19 protein-coding genes are annotated in these 22,325 nt (G+C 41.1%); 12 read left to right on the top strand and 7 right to left on the bottom strand.

Annotated elements, in window-relative coordinates:
* The first annotated feature begins 21 nt into the window (after positions 1-21).
* Positions 22-1,026, top strand: coding sequence for an ABC transporter substrate-binding protein (locus ATC1_RS13995; RefSeq protein WP_062283664.1), 1,005 nt, complete (start codon positions 22-24; stop codon positions 1,024-1,026).
* A gap of 257 nt (positions 1,027-1,283) precedes the next feature.
* Here ATC1_RS13995 and ATC1_RS13990 read toward each other — a convergent pair whose 3' ends face one another.
* The gene (locus tag ATC1_RS13990; protein WP_062283661.1) at positions 1,284-1,973 is read right to left on the bottom strand and encodes an LrgB family protein; all 690 of its coding nucleotides are present in this window, start codon (positions 1,971-1,973) and stop codon (positions 1,284-1,286) included.
* Positions 1,966-2,337 carry a CidA/LrgA family protein gene (locus ATC1_RS13985; protein WP_062283658.1) on the bottom strand — a complete coding sequence of 124 codons (372 nt, stop codon included), beginning with the start codon at positions 2,335-2,337 and terminating at the stop codon, positions 1,966-1,968. Before ATC1_RS13985 ends, ATC1_RS13990 begins: the two co-directional genes overlap by 8 nt.
* Positions 2,338-2,963: 626 nt before the next feature.
* Between ATC1_RS13985 and ATC1_RS13975 the strand changes: the two genes are divergently transcribed.
* The 10 genes from ATC1_RS13975 to ATC1_RS13930 all read left to right on the top strand — a co-directional run bounded on the left by ATC1_RS13975 (position 2,964) and on the right by ATC1_RS13930 (position 14,464).
* Positions 2,964-3,911, top strand: coding sequence for an ABC transporter substrate-binding protein (locus ATC1_RS13975; protein WP_407920574.1), 948 nt, complete (start codon positions 2,964-2,966; stop codon positions 3,909-3,911).
* A gap of 89 nt (positions 3,912-4,000) precedes the next feature.
* Positions 4,001-5,527 (top strand): sugar ABC transporter ATP-binding protein, encoded by a 1,527-nt coding sequence (locus ATC1_RS13970; protein WP_062283649.1) that lies wholly within the window; start codon positions 4,001-4,003, stop codon positions 5,525-5,527.
* Positions 5,520-6,560 carry an ABC transporter permease gene (locus tag ATC1_RS13965; RefSeq protein ID WP_062283646.1) on the top strand — a complete coding sequence of 347 codons (1,041 nt, stop codon included), beginning with the start codon at positions 5,520-5,522 and terminating at the stop codon, positions 6,558-6,560. The genes ATC1_RS13970 and ATC1_RS13965 overlap by 8 nt, the downstream gene beginning before the upstream one ends.
* Positions 6,557-7,579: an ABC transporter permease subunit gene (locus tag ATC1_RS13960; RefSeq protein WP_062284185.1), complete on the top strand. Its 1,023-nt coding sequence runs from the start codon at positions 6,557-6,559 to the stop codon at positions 7,577-7,579. Before ATC1_RS13965 ends, ATC1_RS13960 begins: the two co-directional genes overlap by 4 nt.
* 54 nt (positions 7,580-7,633) lie before the next feature.
* Entirely contained in the window at positions 7,634-9,304 is a 1,671-nt protein-coding gene (gene araB / locus ATC1_RS13955; protein WP_062283643.1) for a ribulokinase, read from the top strand.
* Positions 9,305-9,311: 7 nt separating this feature from the next.
* A complete protein-coding gene (gene araA / locus ATC1_RS13950) occupies positions 9,312-10,796 on the top strand; it encodes an L-arabinose isomerase (RefSeq protein WP_062283625.1) in 1,485 nt (494 codons plus the stop codon).
* Between the two features lie 11 nt (positions 10,797-10,807).
* Complete coding sequence (locus ATC1_RS13945) at positions 10,808-11,524, top strand: L-ribulose-5-phosphate 4-epimerase (RefSeq protein WP_062283621.1); 717 nt, start codon at positions 10,808-10,810, stop codon at positions 11,522-11,524.
* Between the two features lie 483 nt (positions 11,525-12,007).
* Entirely contained in the window at positions 12,008-12,808 is an 801-nt protein-coding gene (locus tag ATC1_RS13940; RefSeq protein ID WP_062283618.1) for a methionine ABC transporter ATP-binding protein, read from the top strand.
* A complete protein-coding gene (locus tag ATC1_RS13935; protein WP_062283615.1) occupies positions 12,801-13,502 on the top strand; it encodes a methionine ABC transporter permease in 702 nt (233 codons plus the stop codon). Before ATC1_RS13940 ends, ATC1_RS13935 begins: the two co-directional genes overlap by 8 nt.
* A 107-nt stretch (positions 13,503-13,609) precedes the next feature.
* Entirely contained in the window at positions 13,610-14,464 is an 855-nt protein-coding gene (locus ATC1_RS13930; RefSeq protein ID WP_062283612.1) for a MetQ/NlpA family ABC transporter substrate-binding protein, read from the top strand.
* A gap of 132 nt (positions 14,465-14,596) precedes the next feature.
* Here ATC1_RS13930 and ATC1_RS13925 read toward each other — a convergent pair whose 3' ends face one another.
* Entirely contained in the window at positions 14,597-15,415 is an 819-nt protein-coding gene (locus ATC1_RS13925; protein WP_062283609.1) for a class I SAM-dependent methyltransferase, read from the bottom strand.
* 218 nt (positions 15,416-15,633) lie between these two features.
* On the opposite strand from ATC1_RS13925, the gene ATC1_RS13920 reads away from it, so the two are divergent.
* A complete protein-coding gene (locus tag ATC1_RS13920) occupies positions 15,634-17,256 on the top strand; it encodes an ArnT family glycosyltransferase (protein ID WP_062283607.1) in 1,623 nt (540 codons plus the stop codon).
* A 146-nt stretch (positions 17,257-17,402) separates the two neighbouring features.
* Here ATC1_RS13920 and ATC1_RS13915 read toward each other — a convergent pair whose 3' ends face one another.
* The 4 genes from ATC1_RS13915 to ftsA all read right to left on the bottom strand — a co-directional run bounded on the left by ATC1_RS13915 (position 17,403) and on the right by ftsA (position 22,320).
* Positions 17,403-18,044, bottom strand: coding sequence for a hypothetical protein (locus tag ATC1_RS13915; RefSeq protein ID WP_062283604.1), 642 nt, complete (start codon positions 18,042-18,044; stop codon positions 17,403-17,405).
* Positions 18,045-18,059: 15 nt separating this feature from the next.
* Positions 18,060-19,319: an adenosylhomocysteinase gene (gene ahcY, locus ATC1_RS13910; protein WP_062283601.1), complete on the bottom strand. Its 1,260-nt coding sequence runs from the start codon at positions 19,317-19,319 to the stop codon at positions 18,060-18,062.
* Positions 19,320-19,836: 517 nt separating this feature from the next.
* Entirely contained in the window at positions 19,837-21,009 is a 1,173-nt protein-coding gene (gene ftsZ / locus ATC1_RS13905) for a cell division protein FtsZ (protein ID WP_062284182.1), read from the bottom strand.
* Between the two features lie 87 nt (positions 21,010-21,096).
* Complete coding sequence (gene ftsA / locus ATC1_RS13900) at positions 21,097-22,320, bottom strand: cell division protein FtsA (protein ID WP_062283598.1); 1,224 nt, start codon at positions 22,318-22,320, stop codon at positions 21,097-21,099.
* Positions 22,321-22,325 lie beyond the last annotated feature (5 nt).

Raw genomic sequence — 22,325 nt, 5'->3', positions numbered from 1 at the left:
TTTGCGTAGTAAGGCGGATTTATGTTGAAAAAAATGAGAAAATTCTTTTTTTATTTTGGTATCTTGATGCTCATTTCAGGTTGCAGCGATATCAGAAAGTCAATAGAAATTCCAACTGAAGAAGGCATGCATCGAGATTTGATTAAAGTAGGATATGCTCAAGTTGGAGCGGAATCAGATTGGCGGGTTGCAAATACAGAATCTTTCAAGTCCACTTTTACTGAGGAGAATGGTTATGAATTGATTTTTATTGATTGCCAGCAGGAATCAGAAAATCAAATAAAAGCTTTACGAAATTTCATCCAGCAGGAAGTGGATTATATCGTTTTAGCTCCGATCATTGAATCGGGCTGGGACAGTGTTCTTGCAGAAGTGAAGGAAGCGAATATCCCGCTCATTTTATCCGATCGCATGGTCAATGTGGAAGATGATTCACTATATATGACATGGGTCGGAGGAGATTTTATACAGGAAGGCCGAAACGCGATCCTTTGGCTCAATCAATATCTGGAAAAAATGGGACGGGCAGATGAATCGATCAACATTGTCGAATTGCAGGGGACGTTAGGCGCTTCTGCTGAAATCGGGCGAACAAACGGTGTCGCTGAAATGATTGCGCAAAAACCGAATTATCATCTTATCGCTATTGAGACCGGCGATTTCATCCAATCCAAAGGAAAAGAAGTGATGGAATCTTTTCTGAAGACCTATCCTGATATTGATGTTCTCATCGCCCAAAATGATAACATGGCTTTTGGAGCTATAGAAGCGATAAAAGCAGCCGGAAAAGTTCCTGGAAAAGATATTATTATCATATCGTTCGATGCTGTACACGCGGCTTTTGAAGCAATGATTCGCGGTGAGCTGAATGCATCTGTTGAGTGCAATCCGCTGCATGGGCCGCGTGTGGCAGAAATTATTCAGAAACTGGAGTCCGGTCAAAAAGTCGAAAAAATCCAGTATGTCCCTGAAGGGGTTTTCGATCAGGAAAATGCTGCGAAAGAATTGCCGAACCGATTGTATTGATACAAAAATTCTGATCTGGCAAGCTACAAAACAGGTTTTCAGTATCGGCAGCGATTCGAAATTTGGGGAGGATTCTTTGTAGTTGTGAAGTTTTATGAGTATTGCGGAAAAACATTAAAACTATACAATTACAAGTCTTTCTTAGTTGATTCGAATAGCAATAGCAAGTCTTTTTTTGAATTACTGCAGAATCAGTGACAGGATTGCTGAAGAATTACCTGCCTGTTGTTGAAAACTCGATCCACCAATTTTCCGAATTAACCAAAAAACTGGACAAGCGAAATAAAAATCGAAGTGAATAACCCGCTCAATCCCATGGCGATTCCACTGACAGCCCCTTCGATTTCCCCAAGTTCGATAGCTTTGGATGTACCGATTCCATGACTGCTGACACCAATCGCGGTTCCAGCTGCAATTCTCTCTGAAATATGAAAAAAACGGATCAGAAATGGTGAAAATAAAGCCCCCAGTATTCCAGTGAGAATTACCAGAGAGACTGTGATGGATGGCATTCCCCCTAATTGAGCGCTGATTTCGATTGCGATAGGTGTTGTTACTGATTTTGGAATTATCGATGACGTTAAAGCATCATTGAAACCAAAGACCCTGCATAAGAAATATACGCTGCCGATGGAAGCGAGTGATCCACCAATACAACCGGCAATAATTGGAATTGCCCATTTTTTTAATATTCTGATTTGCTTAAAAACGGAATAGGCGATTGAGGCAGTTGCTGGTCCAAGAAATAAATTGATAATTTGTCCACCCTGATTATAGTCATCAAAGGGGATCTTAAACAATATTAATGTCAAGACGATTCCAATTATCGTCAGCAAAAGCGGATTGATGAAATCCGATTTGATTTTTTCCCTTAGAAACACACCGAACAGATAAAAGGCAATACTGATGATGATCCCGAATAATGGCTCTGCAGCGAAGTTATTCATGGTCTACCTCTTCACATCCTTTTATTCGCTTCATCATTGTTTCAACGATGATTGCGGTTACCCAAAATGAGCATACAAATGTTATAAAAAGAATGAAAAGGATCAAATGAATTTTATTAAGAAGAAATGGAATTTCATCCATGATGGCGACTCCTGAAGGAATAAAGAAAAACGCCATATTTTTCAATAGGAATTCAGAAAAATCACGAATTGACTCAGGTTTTATGGCTTTTGTAATTAAAAGCAAAAATAGCAGGATCATGCTGATGACATTGGATGGAAATTTCGCTGGGATCACAGTAGATATTATTTTTGAAATGTAACAGATCAAAAAAATAATACCAATTTGTCTTAAGTATCGCATAGTTATTATTCTTTATAGAACGAATTTGTTTTTATTTTATCAAAACGGCTGCTGAAATAAGATCCGTTCGATTTTCTAAATGATAGCATGGATTTTTTCAATAAAATTCAAATGAAATCAGAAATTCGAAATTTGATAAAGCCATATAAGATAAACGGGAAAAGTTGTTATAGTGTTATTTTTACGCGGAGCGTAAAAATAACACTATAACAAAAAACGCTTTTCATATTTCGTAATAGCAATTCGAAAAGATAATCCGTACTACAATTTGCTGATATTAAATCAATGATTTGAAGTATTGAAGCATATTCTGATGCTGTAATGCTATTGCGTTTTATGAAAAAAGCATCCAATGATTTTCTTTGATATTTTCAAAAAAAGATTTTTAAGAAAAATGGTGCAAAAGCATGTAATAAAAGATTTTCATTCAACTGGAATAAGAAATACAAAAAAATACTGAAAAAAACGAACAAAATGAATAGATCAAAAAAAAAACCTTCTAATGTCAAAAGAATGTCAATTGAAAAAAAAACTTGAGTCTCATAGAATAAGAATAACATTGATTCAATGCGGATATTCCGTATGATACAGATTCCTTAGGAGGGAAAATGAAAAAGTTTGTAAGTATGCTTGTTTGTGTTTTGATTTTCGCGAGTTTGTTTGCGATGACAGTCAGCGCTGCTGATCTTATTACTGTTGGTTATGCTCAAATTGGCGCTGAATCCGATTGGCGCACAGCAAATACAGAATCTTTCAAATCCACTTTCACTGAAGAAAATGGCTTTAAATTGATTTTTGATGATGCACAACAGAAACAGGAAAATCAGATTAAAGCAATCCGAAACTTCATTCAGCAGGAAGTTGATTACATCGTCTTAGCACCGATTGTTGAAACCGGATGGGAGACTGTTCTTGGTGAAGCAAAAGAAGCAGGAATTCCTGTGATTCTTTCTGACCGCCAGATTAAAGTTACCGATGATTCCTTGTATGTTGCATGGGTCGGTGGTAACTTCCTTCAGGAAGGCTACAATGCTGTTGAATGGCTCGATGGCTATCTGAAAGAAAATGGCAGAGAGAACGAAGATATCAATATCGTGTTATTACAGGGTACTATCGGTTCATCCGCTCAGGTTGGCCGTACAGAAGGCGTCGAAAAATTACTTGCTGATCGCCCGAAATACCATCTGCTTGCCAAGCAAACCGGCGAATTTACCCAGGCCAAAGGTCAGGAAGTTATGGAATCCTTCCTGAAATCCTATGACGATATCGATGTCGTAATTGCAGAAAATGATGACATGGGCTATGGCGCCATGGAAGCAATCAAAGCAGCTGGTAAAGTTCCTGGAAAAGATATCATCATGATTTCCTACGATTCCGGCCGCCGTGCATTTGAGAAGGTGATTGCTGGTGAATTAAACGTGACTGTTGAATGCAACCCGCTGCATGGTCCTCGTGTTGCTGAAATCATCAAGAAATTGGAAGCTGGCGAAACAGTTGATAAGATCCAATATGTTGATGAAGGTGTATTTGATATCAAGAACGCAGCAGAAATTCTTCCAACTCGTACATACTAATTTGTAAGATAGGATGATCAAAATGGCAGGTGGTAGCCCACCTGCCATTTTTTTCAAAAAAAAATAAATATAGATAGGGGAATATCAATATGAGCAAAGAGTTATTGACGATGCGACATATCACGAAAAATTTCCCGGGTGTCAGAGCATTATTTGATGTTGATTTTACGTTGCGAAGCGGTGAGATCCATGCACTGATGGGAGAAAATGGCGCCGGGAAGTCCACATTAATTAAAGTACTGACCGGTGTTGAGGATTTTGAGGAAGGCGAAGTTCTTGTCTCATGGATGGATCAACCCTTGATCAATCATTCACCTCAAGAGGCTCAAAAGAACGGAATCAGTACGGTCTACCAGGAAATCAATCTATGCCCTAATCTTTCAGTGGCCGAAAATATCTTTATCGGGAGAGAACCCAAGAAGAATGGCATGATTGATTGGAAAAAAATGAATGATTGTGCAAAGAAACTGCTTGCTGATCTGAATCTCGCTCATATTGATGTAACGAAATCATTGGAACATTATTCCGTAGCCATTCAGCAAATGGTGGCGATTGCACGCGCAGTGGATATCGAATCAAAGATTTTAATCTTTGATGAACCGACATCTTCGTTGGATGAACAGGAAACGGAAAAACTGTTTCAAATCATGCGGCAATTAAAAGACAAAGGAGTGGGAATCATTTTCATCACCCATTTCCTGGAACAGGTTTATCAGGTTTGCGATCGGATTACGGTCTTGCGGAATGGTGAACTGGTTGGTGAATACTTGATTAAAGATTTACCAAGAGTGCAATTGGTCGCAAAAATGTTAGGAAAAGATTTTGATGACCTGGCAGCGATCAAAAAAGAAGGAATCGAAAGACGCAACAGAGCGAATGAAGTACCATTAATCACAGCAAAAAATATCGGGCACAGAGGGACGATTAAACCTTTCAATGCGGAGATTTTTGAAGGGGAAGTGATCGGTTTAACCGGATTATTGGGGTCCGGCCGTTCCGAAATGGTGCGATCTATTTATGGAGCGGATCGTCCGGACAGCGGCGAATTGTCCATAAAAGGAAAAAAGAAAAAAATTACCGCACCAATCGATGCGATGAAAGCCGGCATGGGTTTTTTACCGGAAGACCGTAAAGCGGAAGGAATTATCAGTGATTTATCCGTGCGTGAAAATATCAACATCGCTCTTCAAACAAAAAGAGGGATGTTTCGACCTTTAAACAAAAAAGAACAGGCAGATTTTACAGAGAAATATATCAAATTACTGCAAATAAAAGTTGCAAATCCAGATAGTCCGGTCAAACAACTCAGCGGAGGGAACCAGCAAAAAGTAATCTTGGCTCGCTGGCTGCTGACACATCCGGATTTCTTAATTTTGGATGAACCTACACGCGGTATTGACGTTGGAACAAAAACAGAGATACAAAAATTGGTTCTAAAATTGGCTGAAGAGGGAATGACCATCATGTTTATTTCATCTGAAGTCGATGAAATGCTTCGAACGGTTGGCAGGATGTATGTTTTACGGGATGGAGAGCTGGTCGGCGAGTTGGCAGAAGACCAGATGAATGAAAATGCGGTAATGGCAGCGATCGCCGGAGGTGAAAAAGATGAGTAAATTCATACAAAAGATCACACGATCTCAACTGTTTTTACCGATTGTAGCATTAATTCTGGTGCTGGTATTTAATGTTATCAAAACCCCGACATTTTTCAAAATTACCATTATGAATGGAACGCTGTATGGTTTCATAATTGATATTATCAATCGAGCGAGCGAACTGGTCATTCTCGCCATTGGTATGACTGTGGTTGTTGCTTCTTCCGCCGGAACCGATATATCAGTTGGCGCTGTAGCTGCAGTTTCCGCCGCAATCATATGCTATTCTCTCGGACCTAGTCAGGAAGCCTATCAGGTCCCGTACCTTGTCGGTATTTCTCTGGGTTTATTAGGCGGGGTTCTATGCGGGATATGGAACGGTTTTCTTGTTGCAAAGATGAAAATCCAACCGATGGTGGCAACATTGATTCTATATACTGCCGGCAGAGGCATTGCGCAATTAATCTGTGCCGGGCAAATCATTCACGTGGAAAAGACGGATTATCGACTATTGGGGAGTTTCCTGCCAGGTGTTCCGTTTCCAACACCTGTTTTTGTCGCGATTCTGGTCGTTTTTATCACATGGGCAATGCTGCGTTATACTGCTCTGGGAATGTATATACAGGCTGTCGGTATCAATAGTAAAGCGGGCAGACTTGTCGGAATTAATTCGTCCATGATCATTTTTCTGACCTATATTTATTGTGGTTTGTGTTCTGGAATATCCGGTTCGATTATGAGCTCCCGAATTGCAGCCTGCGATGCAAATAATATCGGGCTGAATTATGAATTGGATGCTATTCTTGCTGTTGCTTTGGGCGGTAACAGTTTAGGCGGCGGGAAATTCTCTTTGGCAGGATCCGTCATTGGTGCAATCACAATTCAGGCATTGACGACATCCCTTTATGCGATGCAGGTGACTGCAGATCAGTTACCAATATACAAAGCCATTGTTGTGGTTATCATTGTTGCAATTCAATCTTCTGAGTTTAAAAAATGGTTCTCAAATTTGAAACGGAAACATGCGATCAAAGCAGAGGCGGCATCATGATCAAATTTTTCAAAGAACGCATTGACGAAAAGACTTATTTATTGCTGATCACCATTTTGATGTTTATCGTTATGTATGGTGCCGGCATGATCATTTTTGCTGACAAAGGTTTTGCAAAACCGCAGATGTTTTTTAATTTGTTTATTAACAATGCCGGATTGATCGTGACAGCCGTTGGTATGACAATGGTCATGATTACAGGGGGTATTGATATTTCTGTTGGTTCCGTTGTAGGTTTGACGTGTATGATGCTGGCTTACATGATGGAATTCATGAAGATACCTGCCGGACTTGCAATGGCTGTTGTACTGGTTTATGGAATTTTATTTGGCTGCGTCCAAGGCTTTCTGGTCGCATATTTAAAGATACAGCCGTTTATTGTAACCCTTGCTGGCATGTTTTTCTGCAGAGGCTTGACGGCGGTCATTAATTCAGAAATGATTAATATTTCCAATGCGGTTTTTCTCAAAATTGCCCAATTTAAAATCTATTTTCCATTTCTTGCCACATTAAATAAAAAGGGCAAATTGATCACGCCATTTATTTATCCAAGTGTGATCATCGCATTCGTAGTACTGATTCTGATCTATATCATGTTAAAATATACAAAGTTTGGTCGAGCAATTTATGCAGTTGGTGGAAGTGAACAATCCGCATTGTTGATGGGGTTGAATGTACGAACCACCAAGATGAAAACCTATATTTTCAACGGCTTTCTTGCTTCACTGGGAGGCATTCTGTTTTGTTTGAATACGTGCGCAGGATTTGTTGAACAGGCACGCGGTTTTGAAATGGAAGCTATTGCTTCTTCCGTGATAGGCGGTACCTTACTGACGGGTGGTGTCGGAAATGTCATCGGATCTTTATTCGGTGTTCTGATTAAGGGAACGATTGAATCTTTCATTACAACGCAGGGTACTCTTTCATCCTGGTGGACAAGAATCGTCATCTCTCTATTGCTGGCTTTCTTTATTGTTCTTCAAAGTATATTTGCTTCGATTAAAGCTAAAAACAAATAAGTATTATGAATCAGTACTATCAAATTAAAATCACTAAAAAATACGAGGAATTGGATGAAAAGATATACTATTGGTGTTGATTTTGGAACACTTTCCGGGCGGGCAATTCTGGTGGATGTCTCCAACGGGATTGAACTTGCGGACAGCGTATTTGATTATCCCCATGCTGTGATGGATACGACACTTCCGGATGGAACAAAACTGGGAGTCGATTGGGCTTTGCAGCATCCACAAGACTATTTGGATGTGTTTTATCATACAATTCCGGAGTTGTTGAAGAAAAGTGGTGTAAATCCTTCGGATATCATCGGGATTGGAATCGATTTTACAGCATGTACCTTTATGCCAGTGAAAAAAGATGGTACGCCTCTTTGTTTCTTAGATGAATTTCGTTCCAATCCGAATGCTTATGTAAAACTGTGGAAGCATCATGCAGCACAAGACAAGGCAAATCGTCTGAACGAAATTGCATACGAACGCGGTGAAGACTGGATTTCTCGATATGGCGGAAAAATTTCTTCAGAATGGCAGGTTCCCAAAGTCTGGCAAGTTGTAGATGAAGCTCCGGAAGTATATGCGGCAGCTGACCATTTCATGGAAGCTGCAGATTGGGTCATCTGGGCATTATCCGGCCAGATCACAAAAAATACCTGCACAGCCGGTTACAAGGGAATTTGGCATAACCGGGAAGGATATCCATCAAAGGAATTTTTTAAATCATTAAACCCGCTGCTGGAAAACTATGTGGAAGACAAATTGAATTATCCCATTGTCCAACTTGGAAGCCGTGTCGGAGGTATCACCGCAGAAATGGCGACAAAGACCGGACTGCGTGAAGGCACTGCAGTTGCAGCCGCCAATGTTGACGCACATGTTACTGTTCCAGCTGTGAAAATTACCGGATCCGGTAAAGTCCTTGCAATCATGGGAACTTCCACCTGCCATATTCTGCTTGGCGATGAAGAACATACAGTTCCAGGAATGTGCGGTGTGGTTGAAGGCGGTGTCTATCCTGGATTTTATGGATATGAAGCCGGTCAGAGTTGTGTCGGAGACCATTTTGCCTGGTTTGTAGAAAACTGTTGTCCGCCAGAATATTTTGAAGAAGCCAGACTTGAAAAGAAAAGTATTCACGAATATTTGACAGATAAGGCTTCAAAACTTGCCGTTGGTGAGAGCGGGCTTGTTGCATTGGACTGGTGGAATGGAAATCGTTCCGTCCTTGTTGATGTGGACTTGACCGGGATGATTCTTGGAATGACGCTCCAGACAAAACCGGAAGAAATCTATCGGGCGTTAATTGAAGCAACGGCATATGGCACGCGGAAGATCATTGAAACCTTTGTTCAAAACGGAGTACCTGTCGATGAATTCTATGCTTCTGGTGGAATCGCACAAAAGAATCCGATGATGATGCAGATTTATTCCGATGTAACCGGATTGCCGATTCGGATTGCAGGATCTTCTCAGGGACCTGCGCTTGGCAGTGCAATCTTCGCAGCAGTAGCAGCAGGAAAAGAAAACGGCGGTTATGATGATGTGTTTTCAGCTGCATTAGCAATGGGTCAACTGGATGAAAAAATATATACACCAATTCCTGAAAACAAGGTTGTATATGACAAAATTTATGCAGAATACAGTATTTTACATGACTACTTTGGCCGTGGTGAAAATAACGTAATGAAGCACATGAAAGAAATCAAGAAACAAGTAAAGAAGGCTTAGGGGAAATATGTCTGAATTGTCAAAAAGTGAATTTTGGTTTGTTGTGGGGTCTCAATTTCTGTACGGTCCTGAAGTTTTGGAAACAATTGAAAAACGGGCTGCTGAAATGGCTGAGGTGTTAAGTGCCAGTCCTTGGATCCCCTTTAAAGTTATTTATAAAGTAACTGCCAAGAGCCCTGAAGAAATTACGAAAATTGTAAAAGAAGCGAATTATGATGATCATTGTGCTGGAATAATTACCTGGATGCATACATTTTCTCCATCGAAGATGTGGATCAACGGATTAGCCCTGCTTCAGAAACCATATTTGCATTTACACACACAATATAATCGAAACATTCCGAATCTTGATATTGATATGGATTTTATGAATTTGAACCAGGCTGCGCACGGTGATCGGGAACATGGTTTTATCGGAGCACGGATGCGGCTGGCGCGTAAGGTTGTCGTCGGATTCTGGAAGGATCAGCAAGTTCAGGAGAAAATCGGAAGCTGGATGCGATCTGCGATCGGTTATAAAGTCAGTAAAAACTTGAAAGTAGTGCGGTTTGGCGACAACATGCGAAATGTCGCAGTGACCGAAGGGGATAAAGTCGAGACGCAAATTGTTCTGGGATGGCAAGTCAATACCTGGGCTACCGGTGATCTGGTTTCAGAAATGAAGCGTGTTACAGAATCTGAAATTGACCAATTAATGGATGAATACCGGAGGAATTATGAAATTGCATCCGATGATTTGGACGCAATTCGTTATCAAGCCCGAGAAGAAATTGCCATAAAGCGAATTCTGGATCGTGAGGGCGCTGGCGCATATTCGAATACGTTTGAAGATTTATGTGGAATGGATCAACTCCCCGGTCTGGCATCTCAGCATCTGATGGAAATGGGCTACGGATATGGCGGAGAAGGTGACTGGAAGGTTTCTGCAATGACTCATATTGTCAAACAGATGACTGAAGGACTTCCTGGTGGAACAACATTTATGGAAGACTACACCTATGATCTGGAACCTGGAAAAGAATTATCTTTAGGCGCTCATATGTTGGAGGTTTGTCCATCCATTGCAGCCGATAAACCACGAATTGAAGTACATCCATTGGGTATCGGCGGGAAAAATGATCCTGCTCGTCTTGTTTTTGAAGGGCATAGCGGAAAAGCGATTGTCGCCTCATTGATTGATATGGGTGGCCGACTGCGCCTGATCGTTCAGGATGTGGAAGCCGTAAAACCAATTTATGAGATGCCGAATTTGCCGGTTGCCCGAATCATGTGGAAAGCCATGCCGGATCTTCTTACCGGAGCACACTGTTGGATTATTGCTGGCGGTGCTCATCATACGGTATTGACATTTGCTGGTACTGCAGAGATGCTGGAGGATTGGGCGGAGATGATGGGCATCGAATATGTTCATATTTCTGAGACGACGACAGTTGAAACATTAAAGAACCAACTGTTTCTTGCGGATCTGGCATGGAAACTTCGGTCGCTATAGGATGATCGCTTATGCTTGAGTCGCTGAAAAAAACAGTTTGTGAAGCTAATTTGATGCTTCCGAAATATCAATTGGTGACCTTTACCTGGGGAAATGTTTCCGGTATTGATCGAGAAAAAGCGCTGGTGGTTATAAAGCCGTCCGGTGTTGAATATGAGAGCATGAAGCCCGAGGATATGGTGGTAGTTGATCTTGAGACTGGCAAAAAGGTGGAAGGATCTCTGAACTATTCTACTGATACAGCGACACACCTGGCTTTATATCGTGCATTCCCAGAAATTGGGGGAATCATTCATACGCATAGCCGCTGGGCGACAATTTTTGCACAATCAGGCCGGGGAATACCGGCTTTCGGAACTACGCATGCAGATTATTTTTACGGCGAAATTCCATGCACTCGGCGAATGACTCGGGATGAGATTGAAGGAGATCCCGGTTACTATGAACAAGAAACCGGTTCTGTCATCATCGAACGTTTCAGGGGTATGAATCCGATGGATATACCAGGTGTACTGGTTCATAGTCATGGACCTTTTGCATGGGGAAAAGATCCAATGGAGGCTGTGCATCATGCAGTAGTCATGGAAGAAGTTGCGTTTATGGCATGGCACAATCTTTCTCTTTCGGGAAATGCGCTTCCTCCAATGCAGTCAGAACTTCTTGACAAGCATTTTTTACGCAAACACGGAAAAAATGCATATTATGGACAGGGAAAAAAGGATAAATAATCCGGAATATTATCAGTACTTCGAACTATGAAAAAAATTCATTGTTGTTCTTATGGTTTAACGCTTCACGTAAACCATAAGAACAATCAATTTCCTTTCATTATTCGAAAAGTCACTCCATATTTCGAATTACTGACATACACTTAACGTTTTGAAAAATTCTGCTTTTTTTAAAGGCTTTTTCCAAATTTCGAGTGACTGGTTATTTGTCACATGTTTATGCGGCTCTCTTGACCGGTAATTGAAAAAATACTAAACTAATCTTTATGAATCATTTGTTTACGATGGGGTACGGAATGTTGATGTGCAGCCGCCGGGAAGGGCGGTGGAGCTTAACGTATCTCTGATCAAATTCAAATTATTGAAGTTCATGTATCGAATCGTGAGGCTCTTTTATTTCAAAGTAAAAGAGCTTTTTTTTTATAACACTCCATCAAAAAGAAAAACAAAGCCAGTCGGGTAAGTGAAATCAGGAAAACCGTAATGATTCGAATCCAAAATTTAACAAAAGTATTTAAAACAGAAAATTCACCATTTACAGCTCTTGAAAATGTTTCTCTTCATGTAGAATCGGAAGATATATACGGCATTATTGGTATGAGCGGTGCTGGTAAGAGTACATTGGTACGCTGTATCAATTTGCTGGAAGAACCTACTTTTGGCGAAATCCACATTGCTGGTCAATGTGTTTTTCGTCATACGATTTCTGAAAATTCCGAAAATTCCGCTCAGAATGAAAAAATTCGGCTTGTTGGCAGGGATTTACTTGAGCTGCGGCGTGAAATCGGAATGATTTTTCAATCTCCAAATTTGCTGATGCAGCGAAATGTTGAGGAGAATATCGGTTTTCCGATGGAAGTTGCCGGAGTTCCCAAAGAGAAAATTCAGAAGCGGGTAAATGAATTATTAGAGCTGGTAAATCTTCAAGAGAAAGCCCGTAACTATCCTTCGCAATTATCCGGTGGTCAAAGACAGCGTGTTTCAATTGCCAGAGCACTGGCTAACACGCCGAAAATACTTCTTTGTGATGAGCCAACTTCAGCTCTCGATTCGCTGACTACGAACCAGATTTTGGATTTATTGTGGGATATCAACCAAAAATTGCGCGTAACCATTGTGGTCATTACGCACGAAATCGACGTCGTCAAGAAAATTTGCAACAAGGTCGCTGTTATTGATCAGACAAAGATTGTAGAACAAGGAGAAATTGGTCAAGTGTTGTTAAATCCCTGCATGGAAATTACGCGTCAATTATTAATGGGAACCAGGGGGAATCATGACTGAATCAATCCCATTTTTCCAAGGCATCATTAATTTGCTGGCAGAGTTTAAAGATTTGTTGCTGATTGCAACCTGGCAGACGTTATACATCACGTTTATTTCGACATTTCTTGCCTATTTACTGGGCGTCCCTTTGGGCATCTGGGTTGTTGTGACAGCGCCAAATTCAATAGCTCCAAATCGAACTGTGAACGAAATATTAGGCGGAATTATCAATATCGGACGTTCAATTCCTTTCATCATTCTACTGGTTGCAGTTCTTCCTTTTACACGGTGGATTGTCGGTACGACAATCGGTCCAACCGCGACAATCGTCCCGTTGACGATTGCAGCAACACCCTTTGTTGCTCGAATTATCGAGCAATCTCTTGTTGAGGTTGATTCAGGACTGATTGAAATGGGTGAGGCAATGGGCGCGACATCCTGGCAGATTATTTTTAAAGTGCTCTTACCTGAAAGTCTCCCTTCGATTATTCGAGGTGTTTCGATTACGATTATCAATTTGATTGGTTATTCTGCCATGGCTGGAGCAGTTGGCGGAGGTGGTTTGGGCGATCTGGCAATTCGATACGGCTACTATCGGTACCAATCCGATGTCATGATTGTAACGATTATTCTTCTTGTGATTATCGTTGAACTGATTCAACTTATTGGGAACTATAGTGCAAAACGGATTGACAAGCGAAATATTCGTTAGTGATTTACCATAATGAGAATTTTCTCTGTTTCATAAACAGAGTTGTTGGGGATTATAAAAATTCTGATCCCATCATTATTTTATCAACGTAAAGTAAGAGGTATTTTATGAAGAAAAACATAATTTTTGTTGTTTGCGCTGTTCTTATCAGTGCGTTTGTTCTAACCGGATTTTCTCCCAAACCGGAAGAAACTGCGACATATTCTAAAGATAACCCGATTACTTTAAAAATTGGCGCTTCTCCTGTTCCCCATGCCGAAATTTTGAAATCTGTAAAAGACACGCTGGCTGAAAAGGGAATTAATCTGGAAATTATCGAATTCACAGATTATGTGCAGCCGAATACCGCGTTGGAAGATGGCAGTCTTGATGCGAATTTCTTCCAGCATTTCCCATATCTGGATGATTTTAATAAAGCAAGACTTGCGGAAGACAAAAACTGGACTGAATTGGTTCCGCTTGTTTATACACACTTCGAACCCATGGCAATTTACGGCGGAAAGACAAAAACGCTGGCAGAGATTAAAGAAGGTGCAAAAATTGCAGTTCCAAATGATGCAACCAATGAGGCTCGTGCCCTTCTGCTTCTCCAGGCAAACGGTTTGATTAAAATCACCGAAGGGAAAGGACTGGAAGCAACGGCGAAAGACATTGTAGAAAATCCGAAAAAAATCCAGGTGGTTGAATTAGAAGCAGCACAAGTTGCCCGTTCATTAGCCGATGTAGATTTTGCTGTCATTAATGGTAACTATGCATTAGAAGCCGGATTAACAACCGCGGATGTGCTTGCTGCTGAATCCGCTGAATCAGAAGCAGCCCAAAAGTATGCAAATCTGGTGGCAGTCCGGAAAGGCGAAGAAGAATTACCTCAGTTCAAAGCGCTTTCTGAAGCGTTAACCTCAGAATCGGTCAGAAAAATGCTTGAGGATACTTACAAGGGATCAGTAGCTCCGGTTTTCTAACGAAAAACATTCAAAAAGAGGTGTCTCACAATATGAGACACCTCTTTTTTTTATGGATTTTAAAATAATTTCATGATTTCGAATTGCTGCTTGTATTATGAATATCCTTTTCCCATCGATACTAAGAATTGATCAGGATCGTTTCTTTCCAATCAGGAGACCATGATTGCTGATTCCAAGGATTGATGGTTCCTCGCAGGTGCGGATATGAAATTCAGCCCAGCGTTTGAAATATTCAGAATTCATTGCATTCACCTGATCTGCAAGGATTCTTCCGATGCCATCTTGCGCAAGATGATGGATTTTTTCCAGATGAAATTTATTTACCAACGTTTCAATTTCGCCTGGTGTCGTGAACCAGGTATCTGTCCAGAAACAGTCTTCATCTGAGGAACGCATCACGCCTTCTTGGATGATCTTTTGGAACCATTTTTCTTGTAAGAACTGTTTGTTTTCTGATGAAAGATGAGAAAAGACGAAGTATTTATTGATATATGCCAGGAACAACAGCCCGCCAGGTTTTAGAACCCGTATACTTTCGCGCATTACCTTTTCACGATCTTCCTCGTCTGGCAGATGGTAAATTGGACCCATACAAAAGACATGGTCAAATGATTGATCACTGAACTTTGAAAGGTCTCTGGCATCATTAACGAATGTGCTTAAATGTATGTTCTGATCGGTTGCTTTTTGACGAAGAATATCGATATAGGAAGGAGTGATGTCTAACGCTGTCATTTGCACACCGCGCGCTGCGTAATACAGCGCGTAAGCTCCAGTTCCGGCAGCGACATCCAAAACACTGTCGCCAGGTTTCAGATACTTATTCATATATTCAATTGCGGTCATATATTCCAGCCGTCGTACGTTATCAGCAGATAAGCGTAAATCTTCATCGTATTTCTCGTACGATTGAACTACTGGATTCGACGTCATTTTTCCGTTTTCCATTTTTTCTCCCGTCATCGATAGCAATGGATTAATTATACAACAAGCGATTTCAGAATTTGGCTGCGATTCAAAATATCGACTTGCTATTCGCATCGAGAGAGAAAACTTATTGGTGTGATGGTTTTACGTGAAGCACAAAACCATCACACCAACATAGAATCCTACTCATATTGCGAATTGCTGGAAAAGAGGGGAGAATCTGTTTTATAATCTACGGCATGAGAACGCAACGATTTTCGATCATTTCACGTTTTGGTCCCTATTTGTTTTTTGCACTTTATGCCGTAATTGGTTTATTTTTGTTCAACGATTATGGATGCGGTCCGGATGAAGGGATGGAACGTCAAACATCCCTGGTGAATTTTCGATATGTCATCGAAACCCTTCAAATCCCTGTCCCTGAATCGACCACGACATGGCTTGCGTATCTGCCGGATCTTCATGAATACCGCGATCGTTACTACGGAATAGCGCTTCATTTTCCGCTTGTCGTGATTGAAAGCCTCTTTAATTTTCAAATGCAGCCAATTGAATTTTATTCGCTGCGTCATTTTTACACATTTCTTAATTATTTTATTGCAATGATTTGTTTCTATCGACTGCTTCTGTTTCGCTTTAAGGCGGTTCACTGGGCTTTGCTGGGAACACTGATGGTGATTCTGACTCCGCGGTTCTTTGCAGAGAGTTTTTATAATAATAAAGATATCCTTTTTTTTGCATGGTATATCATCAGTCTGGCATTCATCCTTCGCTGGTTTCACACCAAAAGTTATAAAAATGCGGCTCTTACAGGTATCATATTGGCATTTACCTGTAACACAAGACTGAATGGTATTGTATTCTACCCGCTCATTATTGCCTTTGTATTCCTTGAATTTCTCAACCAGAAGAGAATTTCAAAACAGACACTCGTTTCAGTTTTATTTTTGTTCCTTGTCAGCGCAAGCGTTTTCTATATCATCACGCCAAATTTCTGGGAGCACCCGATTCAGACTGCTTTGGAAACTTTTGCTTTTAACAGACGGCATCCGAACCACGGATCAACCGGAAACTTATTTCTTGGCAAACTTGTCGATACAACACAAGTCTGGTATTTTATTCCTGTATGGATCACAATCACTACTCCATTTATTTATCTTTTTTACAGCGGAATTGGATTTTTTATTGTCTTGTGGCAACAAGTTAAAAATCGATTCATCAAATTTCAAAATTTTTCAGAGTTGATGGATCTATTTGTGATTTCCTCCGGTTTTCTGCCGATAATCGTGATTATTGCTTTTGATGTGATTATTTATAATGGCTGGCGGCACTGTTATTTTGCCTACAGCGCTATCGTATATTTGGCGGTAGCTGGGATTGTTCGGATCTGTCGAGGTTCAGACAATCCATCTTTTTGGCACTCTGCAAAAAAAGTCGGATTAATATTTTTTCTAGTGCTTTCATTCGGTTTTAATGTTATTTGGATATGGGTCAATCATCCCTATGAATATGTCTACTTCAATCCCTTTGCGAGTAAATATTCGGTTTATTTTTCTGGTGATTATTGGGGAGTTGCATCCAGAGATCTTCTACAGTACATTATTGATCATGATTCGAGGCCTCAGATAATCATTGATCATTCTTACACACAAGCAGGAAGTATTAATCGAGGATTACTCGCAGAAAGCGATCGCGCTCGTATCAATTTGGTTTATGAGAAAGAAAACGCGGATTATATCCTTTTCAGCAGGGATGATAAGAAACCTGAAGAAGCAAATATCCCTGGATTTGAAAAGATTTTTTCAATTCAAGTTGATGACGATGAAATTGGAATTGTTCTGCGAAAAACTGGAAACGAATAGAAATACAGAGTTTATGGAATGAAAAAAGGAGCGCTTTCGATAATGCGCTCCTTTTTCTTCATATTTCTTGTGAACTTTAATGCAAACGATTCGAAATGCGTTTTCTTTCCTTATCGGATGAATCATTCACGTTTCGAATAGTCAGCTCAATTCAGGACATATAACTCGACGTCAGAAAACTTGCATTGAATTCCGTCACCCAAATTTGTGCCTGAATCGATGACAAATCCAAGTGTACCGGGATCCTTCAATGCCAGATCACTGCGTTTGAAAACGACTTTTCCGTCAACCATCATTGATATGCGATTTTCATAAACTGAGAGAACCACATTTTTTGAACCGGTCAGACTTGCAGGCCCATAAGGTGTTTTTTGATAAGAAAGATCGTCAAATCCCTGGATTCCTTTCAGATGAACAAATCCGTCCAGAAAGAGAGAAGCGCGAAGATGTTCGCCGTCATTTTCGCGGAAAATGAATCCGCAACCGGAACTGTCCCATTGCGGAGTATCGCTGGCAGAATTCCAACTGATTTTTGCCCGAATGACAAAATCTTTGACATCCTCTTTGAACGAATTCCAGCGATACCAATACATTTGAGCCCAATGGTCTTCAAAATCATCGATTTTTGAATAGGACCAGGTTCTGGTAGGGAGACTGCCATTCTTTTGAAGTTTCATGATGTCTGCTTCAAAGGAATCTGAACCTTCCGCTGCAAAAACAACGGCAGAAACCGATAATAAGAGGATCAATACCCCTAATAGAATAATGAACCACCGAGACGTTGACATTTTTATGTCTCCTGATTATGTCCCTGATTCCCATGAATTCAGATAGTGTACCTGTTCTTCTGTCAGAACATCACAACTGATACCCATGGATTTTAATTTAAGAGCCGCTATGGCAGTATCGATATCGGTCGGTACTGTATACACCTGTTTCTCAAGCGTTTTGTAATTTTTAACCATGTATTCTGCTGAGAGCGCCTGATTGGCGAATGACATATCCATAACCGATGCAGGATGTCCTTCTGCTGATGCCAGGTTGATGAGTCGTCCTTCGCCTAAAATATGGATCAAGCGTCCATCCTTTAATCGATATTGATCAACAAACGGGCGGACCAACCGTTTCTCTACAGACATTTTTTCCAAAGCTGGAATATTGATTTCGCAATTAAAATGTCCGGAATTGGCAACAATCGCTCCATCTTTCATAACTTCAAAATGGTTTTTATCGATGACGTTAATATCGCCGGTCATTGTGCAGAAAATGTCACCAATTTTTGATGCTTCCAGAATCGGCATGACCGTGAAACCATCCATCACAGCTTCCAGTGCTTTCAATGGATCAACTTCTGTAACGATCACGTTTGCACCCATTCCTCGTGCTTTTTGGGCTAAACCACGGCCGCACCAACCATAACCCACAACGACAAATACTTTGCCGGCAATAAGAATATTGGTCGCGCGGATGATACCGTCTAACGTAGATTGACCCGTGCCATAGCGATTGTCAAAGAAATGTTTTGTCATCGCATCATTGACAGCGATTACCGGGAACATTAACATTTTATCCGCAGCCATTGCTCTGAGGCGGATCACTCCGGTTGTCGTTTCTTCTGTACCGCCAAGAATATCCGGAAGTAATTCACGATGGGATTTATGAATAGTACTGACGAGATCTGCGCCGTCATCCATTGTAATTTGAGGTTTATGTGCTAATGCCGCTTCAATGTGTTTGTAATAAGTAGCGTTATCTTCCCCCTTGATTGCATGAACCGGTATTTCCTCATGGAGGACCAGCGATGCAGCGACATCATCCTGTGTTGAAAGCGGATTGGATGCAACAAGCACAACGTCAGCACCACCAGCTTGAAGTGTTCGCATCAGGTTCGCAGTCTCGGCAGTCACATGCAGACATGCAGACATACGTAAACCTTTCAGCGGCTTTTCCTTCAGAAAGCGTTCTTTAATCTGGCTTAAAACAGGCATTTCTCGTGCTGCCCAATCAATGCGGCGTCGGCCGCCTTCGGCAAGCGACTCATTTTTTATATCAAAATTTGACATGCGAACTCCTTATGTATTATAGAAACAGGTAAATTTTACTACAGATTGTATCCATATTGAATTTCAACCAACTGAAATTCGAAATAAGGACAAGCTTTTCGAATTATGAGCGATAATTCAGATTACAGGAAAGAAAAATTATAGATCTTATGGTTTTGCCCAAAGCGCAAAACCATAAGATCTATAAAAAATTTCCCCCTCATTCGAAATATTGTATTCAATCAGTCATTTATAACTTCAATTTGATAACAGGTAATCATCATCCAGCAATTTGAAAAGTCAATCGATATTTCAAATTGCTGATCATCACCGCTATCCAACTCAAATCTTAAATGATTGAAATAGATGGATTAACTGAAATCAGCGTTGTCCATGGGAAAATACAACGAAAATAAGTCGAATAGGTTGGAAAAAAAGCCTGTTCGTTTCAGTTTCATCTGTCTTTATCTTTTATTTTTGATCATAAACCATTGATCCCAAAAGGCATCAATGGTTTATGAAATTTGCCATTCATACTTTAATCCTTTGCAATCAGCCGCATAAATGGCGGCACGTCTAATTGACTGTTTGATAAAAAGTCGGATTGTTCGTTCTGTTTTTTCTGACGATTTTGCGGCAGAATATCTTTTCTGTCATTTACCGGTGTCATTGGTGTCCGGCTTCCCATGACCTTAAATCGGGAATCCATCTCGTTGTAAGACTGTTTTGCATTAATAATCGGTGTCGTTTTCGTTGGTTGATCGTAACCGGTTGCTACCACAGTAACCCGTATTTCATCCTTAAGATTGGGATCGACGACCGCACCAAATATGAAATTTACATCCGGGTGTGCGCTTTCTTTGATAATCGCCGCAGCTTCATTGACTTCATAAAGTGTCAAATCTTCACCACCGGTTACGTTGAACAGAATTCCTCGGGCTCCATCGATGGTAATATCTAACAATCGATTTGAAATTGCCATTTCTGCTGCTGCCCGAGCGCGATCCTCGCCTTTTCCGATTCCAATTGCCATCAATGCTGCTCCGCCTTCCGACATAATGGTTCGGACATCAGCAAAATCGAGATTGATTAATCCAGGGACTGTAATTAATTCGGAAATACCCTGAATACCCTGACGGAGAACATCATCAGCCTGGCAGAAAGCATTCTTCAGTGAAACTTTTTTGTCAACAATCTGAAGCAATCGGTCATTTGGAATTACGATAAGCGTATCCGCACGATCTTTCAGGTTTATTATGCCATCTTCCGCAGATTTTGCACGACGCGGTCCTTCGAAATCAAAAGGTTTTGTGACAACGCCGATTGTCAATGCATTCATCTCGCGGCAAATCTCGGCAACGATGGGAGCTGCGCCCGTACCGGTTCCGCCGCCCATGCCGGCGGTGATAAAAACCATGTCGGCGCCAACCAGTGCTTCACGAATTTCATCACGGCTTTCTTCAGCAGCTGTGCGGCCAACCTCCGGATTTCCGCCGGCGCCCAATCCGCGGGTCGATTTATCGCCAATTCGGACACGTTTATCAGCTTTTGATGCAATCAGTGCCTGAGAATCAGTATTGATTGCGATGAATTCCAAACCCTGCATTCCTTCATCAATCATCCGATTGACTGCATTGCAGCCGGCTCCGCCAACACCAATCACTTTAATTCTTGCGAAGCTTTCACCAAAATTTTGATAATTTGCTTCCATCGGTTCCTCTTCTTTCTCTAATTTGTTTTCCATTGCATTGTTGAACGATTCTTTTTTTCCTGCTTTGTCTAAATCCTCAGGTACGATTTAAGGAAGCAGATTTCTAAGAAAGGTTTTAATTTTATCCAGTGACTCATTACCGATTTTCTTTTTCGATTGCGTTTCTGTACTTTCCTGCATGATCATTGCCCAATAAAGCAAGCCGACACTGGTTGAAAAAGCCGGACTGTTCAACTGGTCGATCATTCCGGTCAGATTTTCAGGTTTGGCAATTCTGACAGGCATTTTGAGAACGTTTGAAGCTAATTCATCGATACCAGGAAGAAGAGCTGTTCCGCCTGTAAGTACCATTCCGGCTGGCAATAAGTTGTCATAACCGGATCGCTTAATTTCCTGAAGAACCAACTGAAAGATTTCTTCAGTTCTCATATGGATGATTTGAGATAATTCTTTGCGGTTGAATTTGGCAGCCTCATTTTTTCCAAATGTTTTACAGTAAAAATATTCTTCTTCACCAATATAATCCGGCAGTGCATGGCCATGCTGCTTTTTGACCTCTTCCGCCTGGCTAATCGGAAGGTGGAAAGCTTGTGCAATATCCGATGTAATATGGCTGCCGCCGACCGGGATCACGTTCGTATGCCAGACATCACTGTCAATATATAGCGCCAGATCTGTCGTTCCTCCGCCAATATCACATACAATCACACCCATTTGCTTTTCGATATCGGTCAGGACTGTTTCGCCATCTGCCAACGGATTGAGCACCCATTGATTTACTTCAACTTCAGCAGTCATAATGCACTGCCGCAGGTTTTCAATCGAGGATTCTGATCCAATAATAATATGAGCTTCTACATCCAATCTGGATCCGAACATTCCGATGGGTGAGCGAATTCCATCGACGCCGTCAACACTGAATGTTCTTTGGAGTGGATGAATAATTACTTTATTGTGAGGGACAGGAATCGCCCGTACAGCTTCCAATACTCGATTGACGTCATAGTGATCAATCACGCCACCGACAATACCGACTGTTGCTTTATTGTTAATCGAAGAAATATGAGATCCGGCTACACTCACGATTGCGCTTGTAACTTCCAGCCCGGAGGTTCGTTCTGCCTTTCGAACGGATTCAGCAATTGAACTGGCAGCAAGAGGAATATCAACAACGGATCCTTTGCGAATTCCTTGAGATGGTTCAATCCCAACGCCAAGGATTCGCATATGATTTTCACTTTCGATTTGTGCTATCAAAGTGCACACTTTTGTGGTTCCGACATCAATTGCGACGACAATCCTTTTTTCCATGCGTT

The organism is Flexilinea flocculi (assembly GCF_001192795.1).
Classification (GTDB): Bacteria; Chloroflexota; Anaerolineae; order Anaerolineales; family Anaerolineaceae; genus Flexilinea; species Flexilinea flocculi.
The sequence above is the reverse complement of the archived record's forward strand: the minus strand, read 5'-3'. Positions and strand labels throughout refer to the sequence as shown.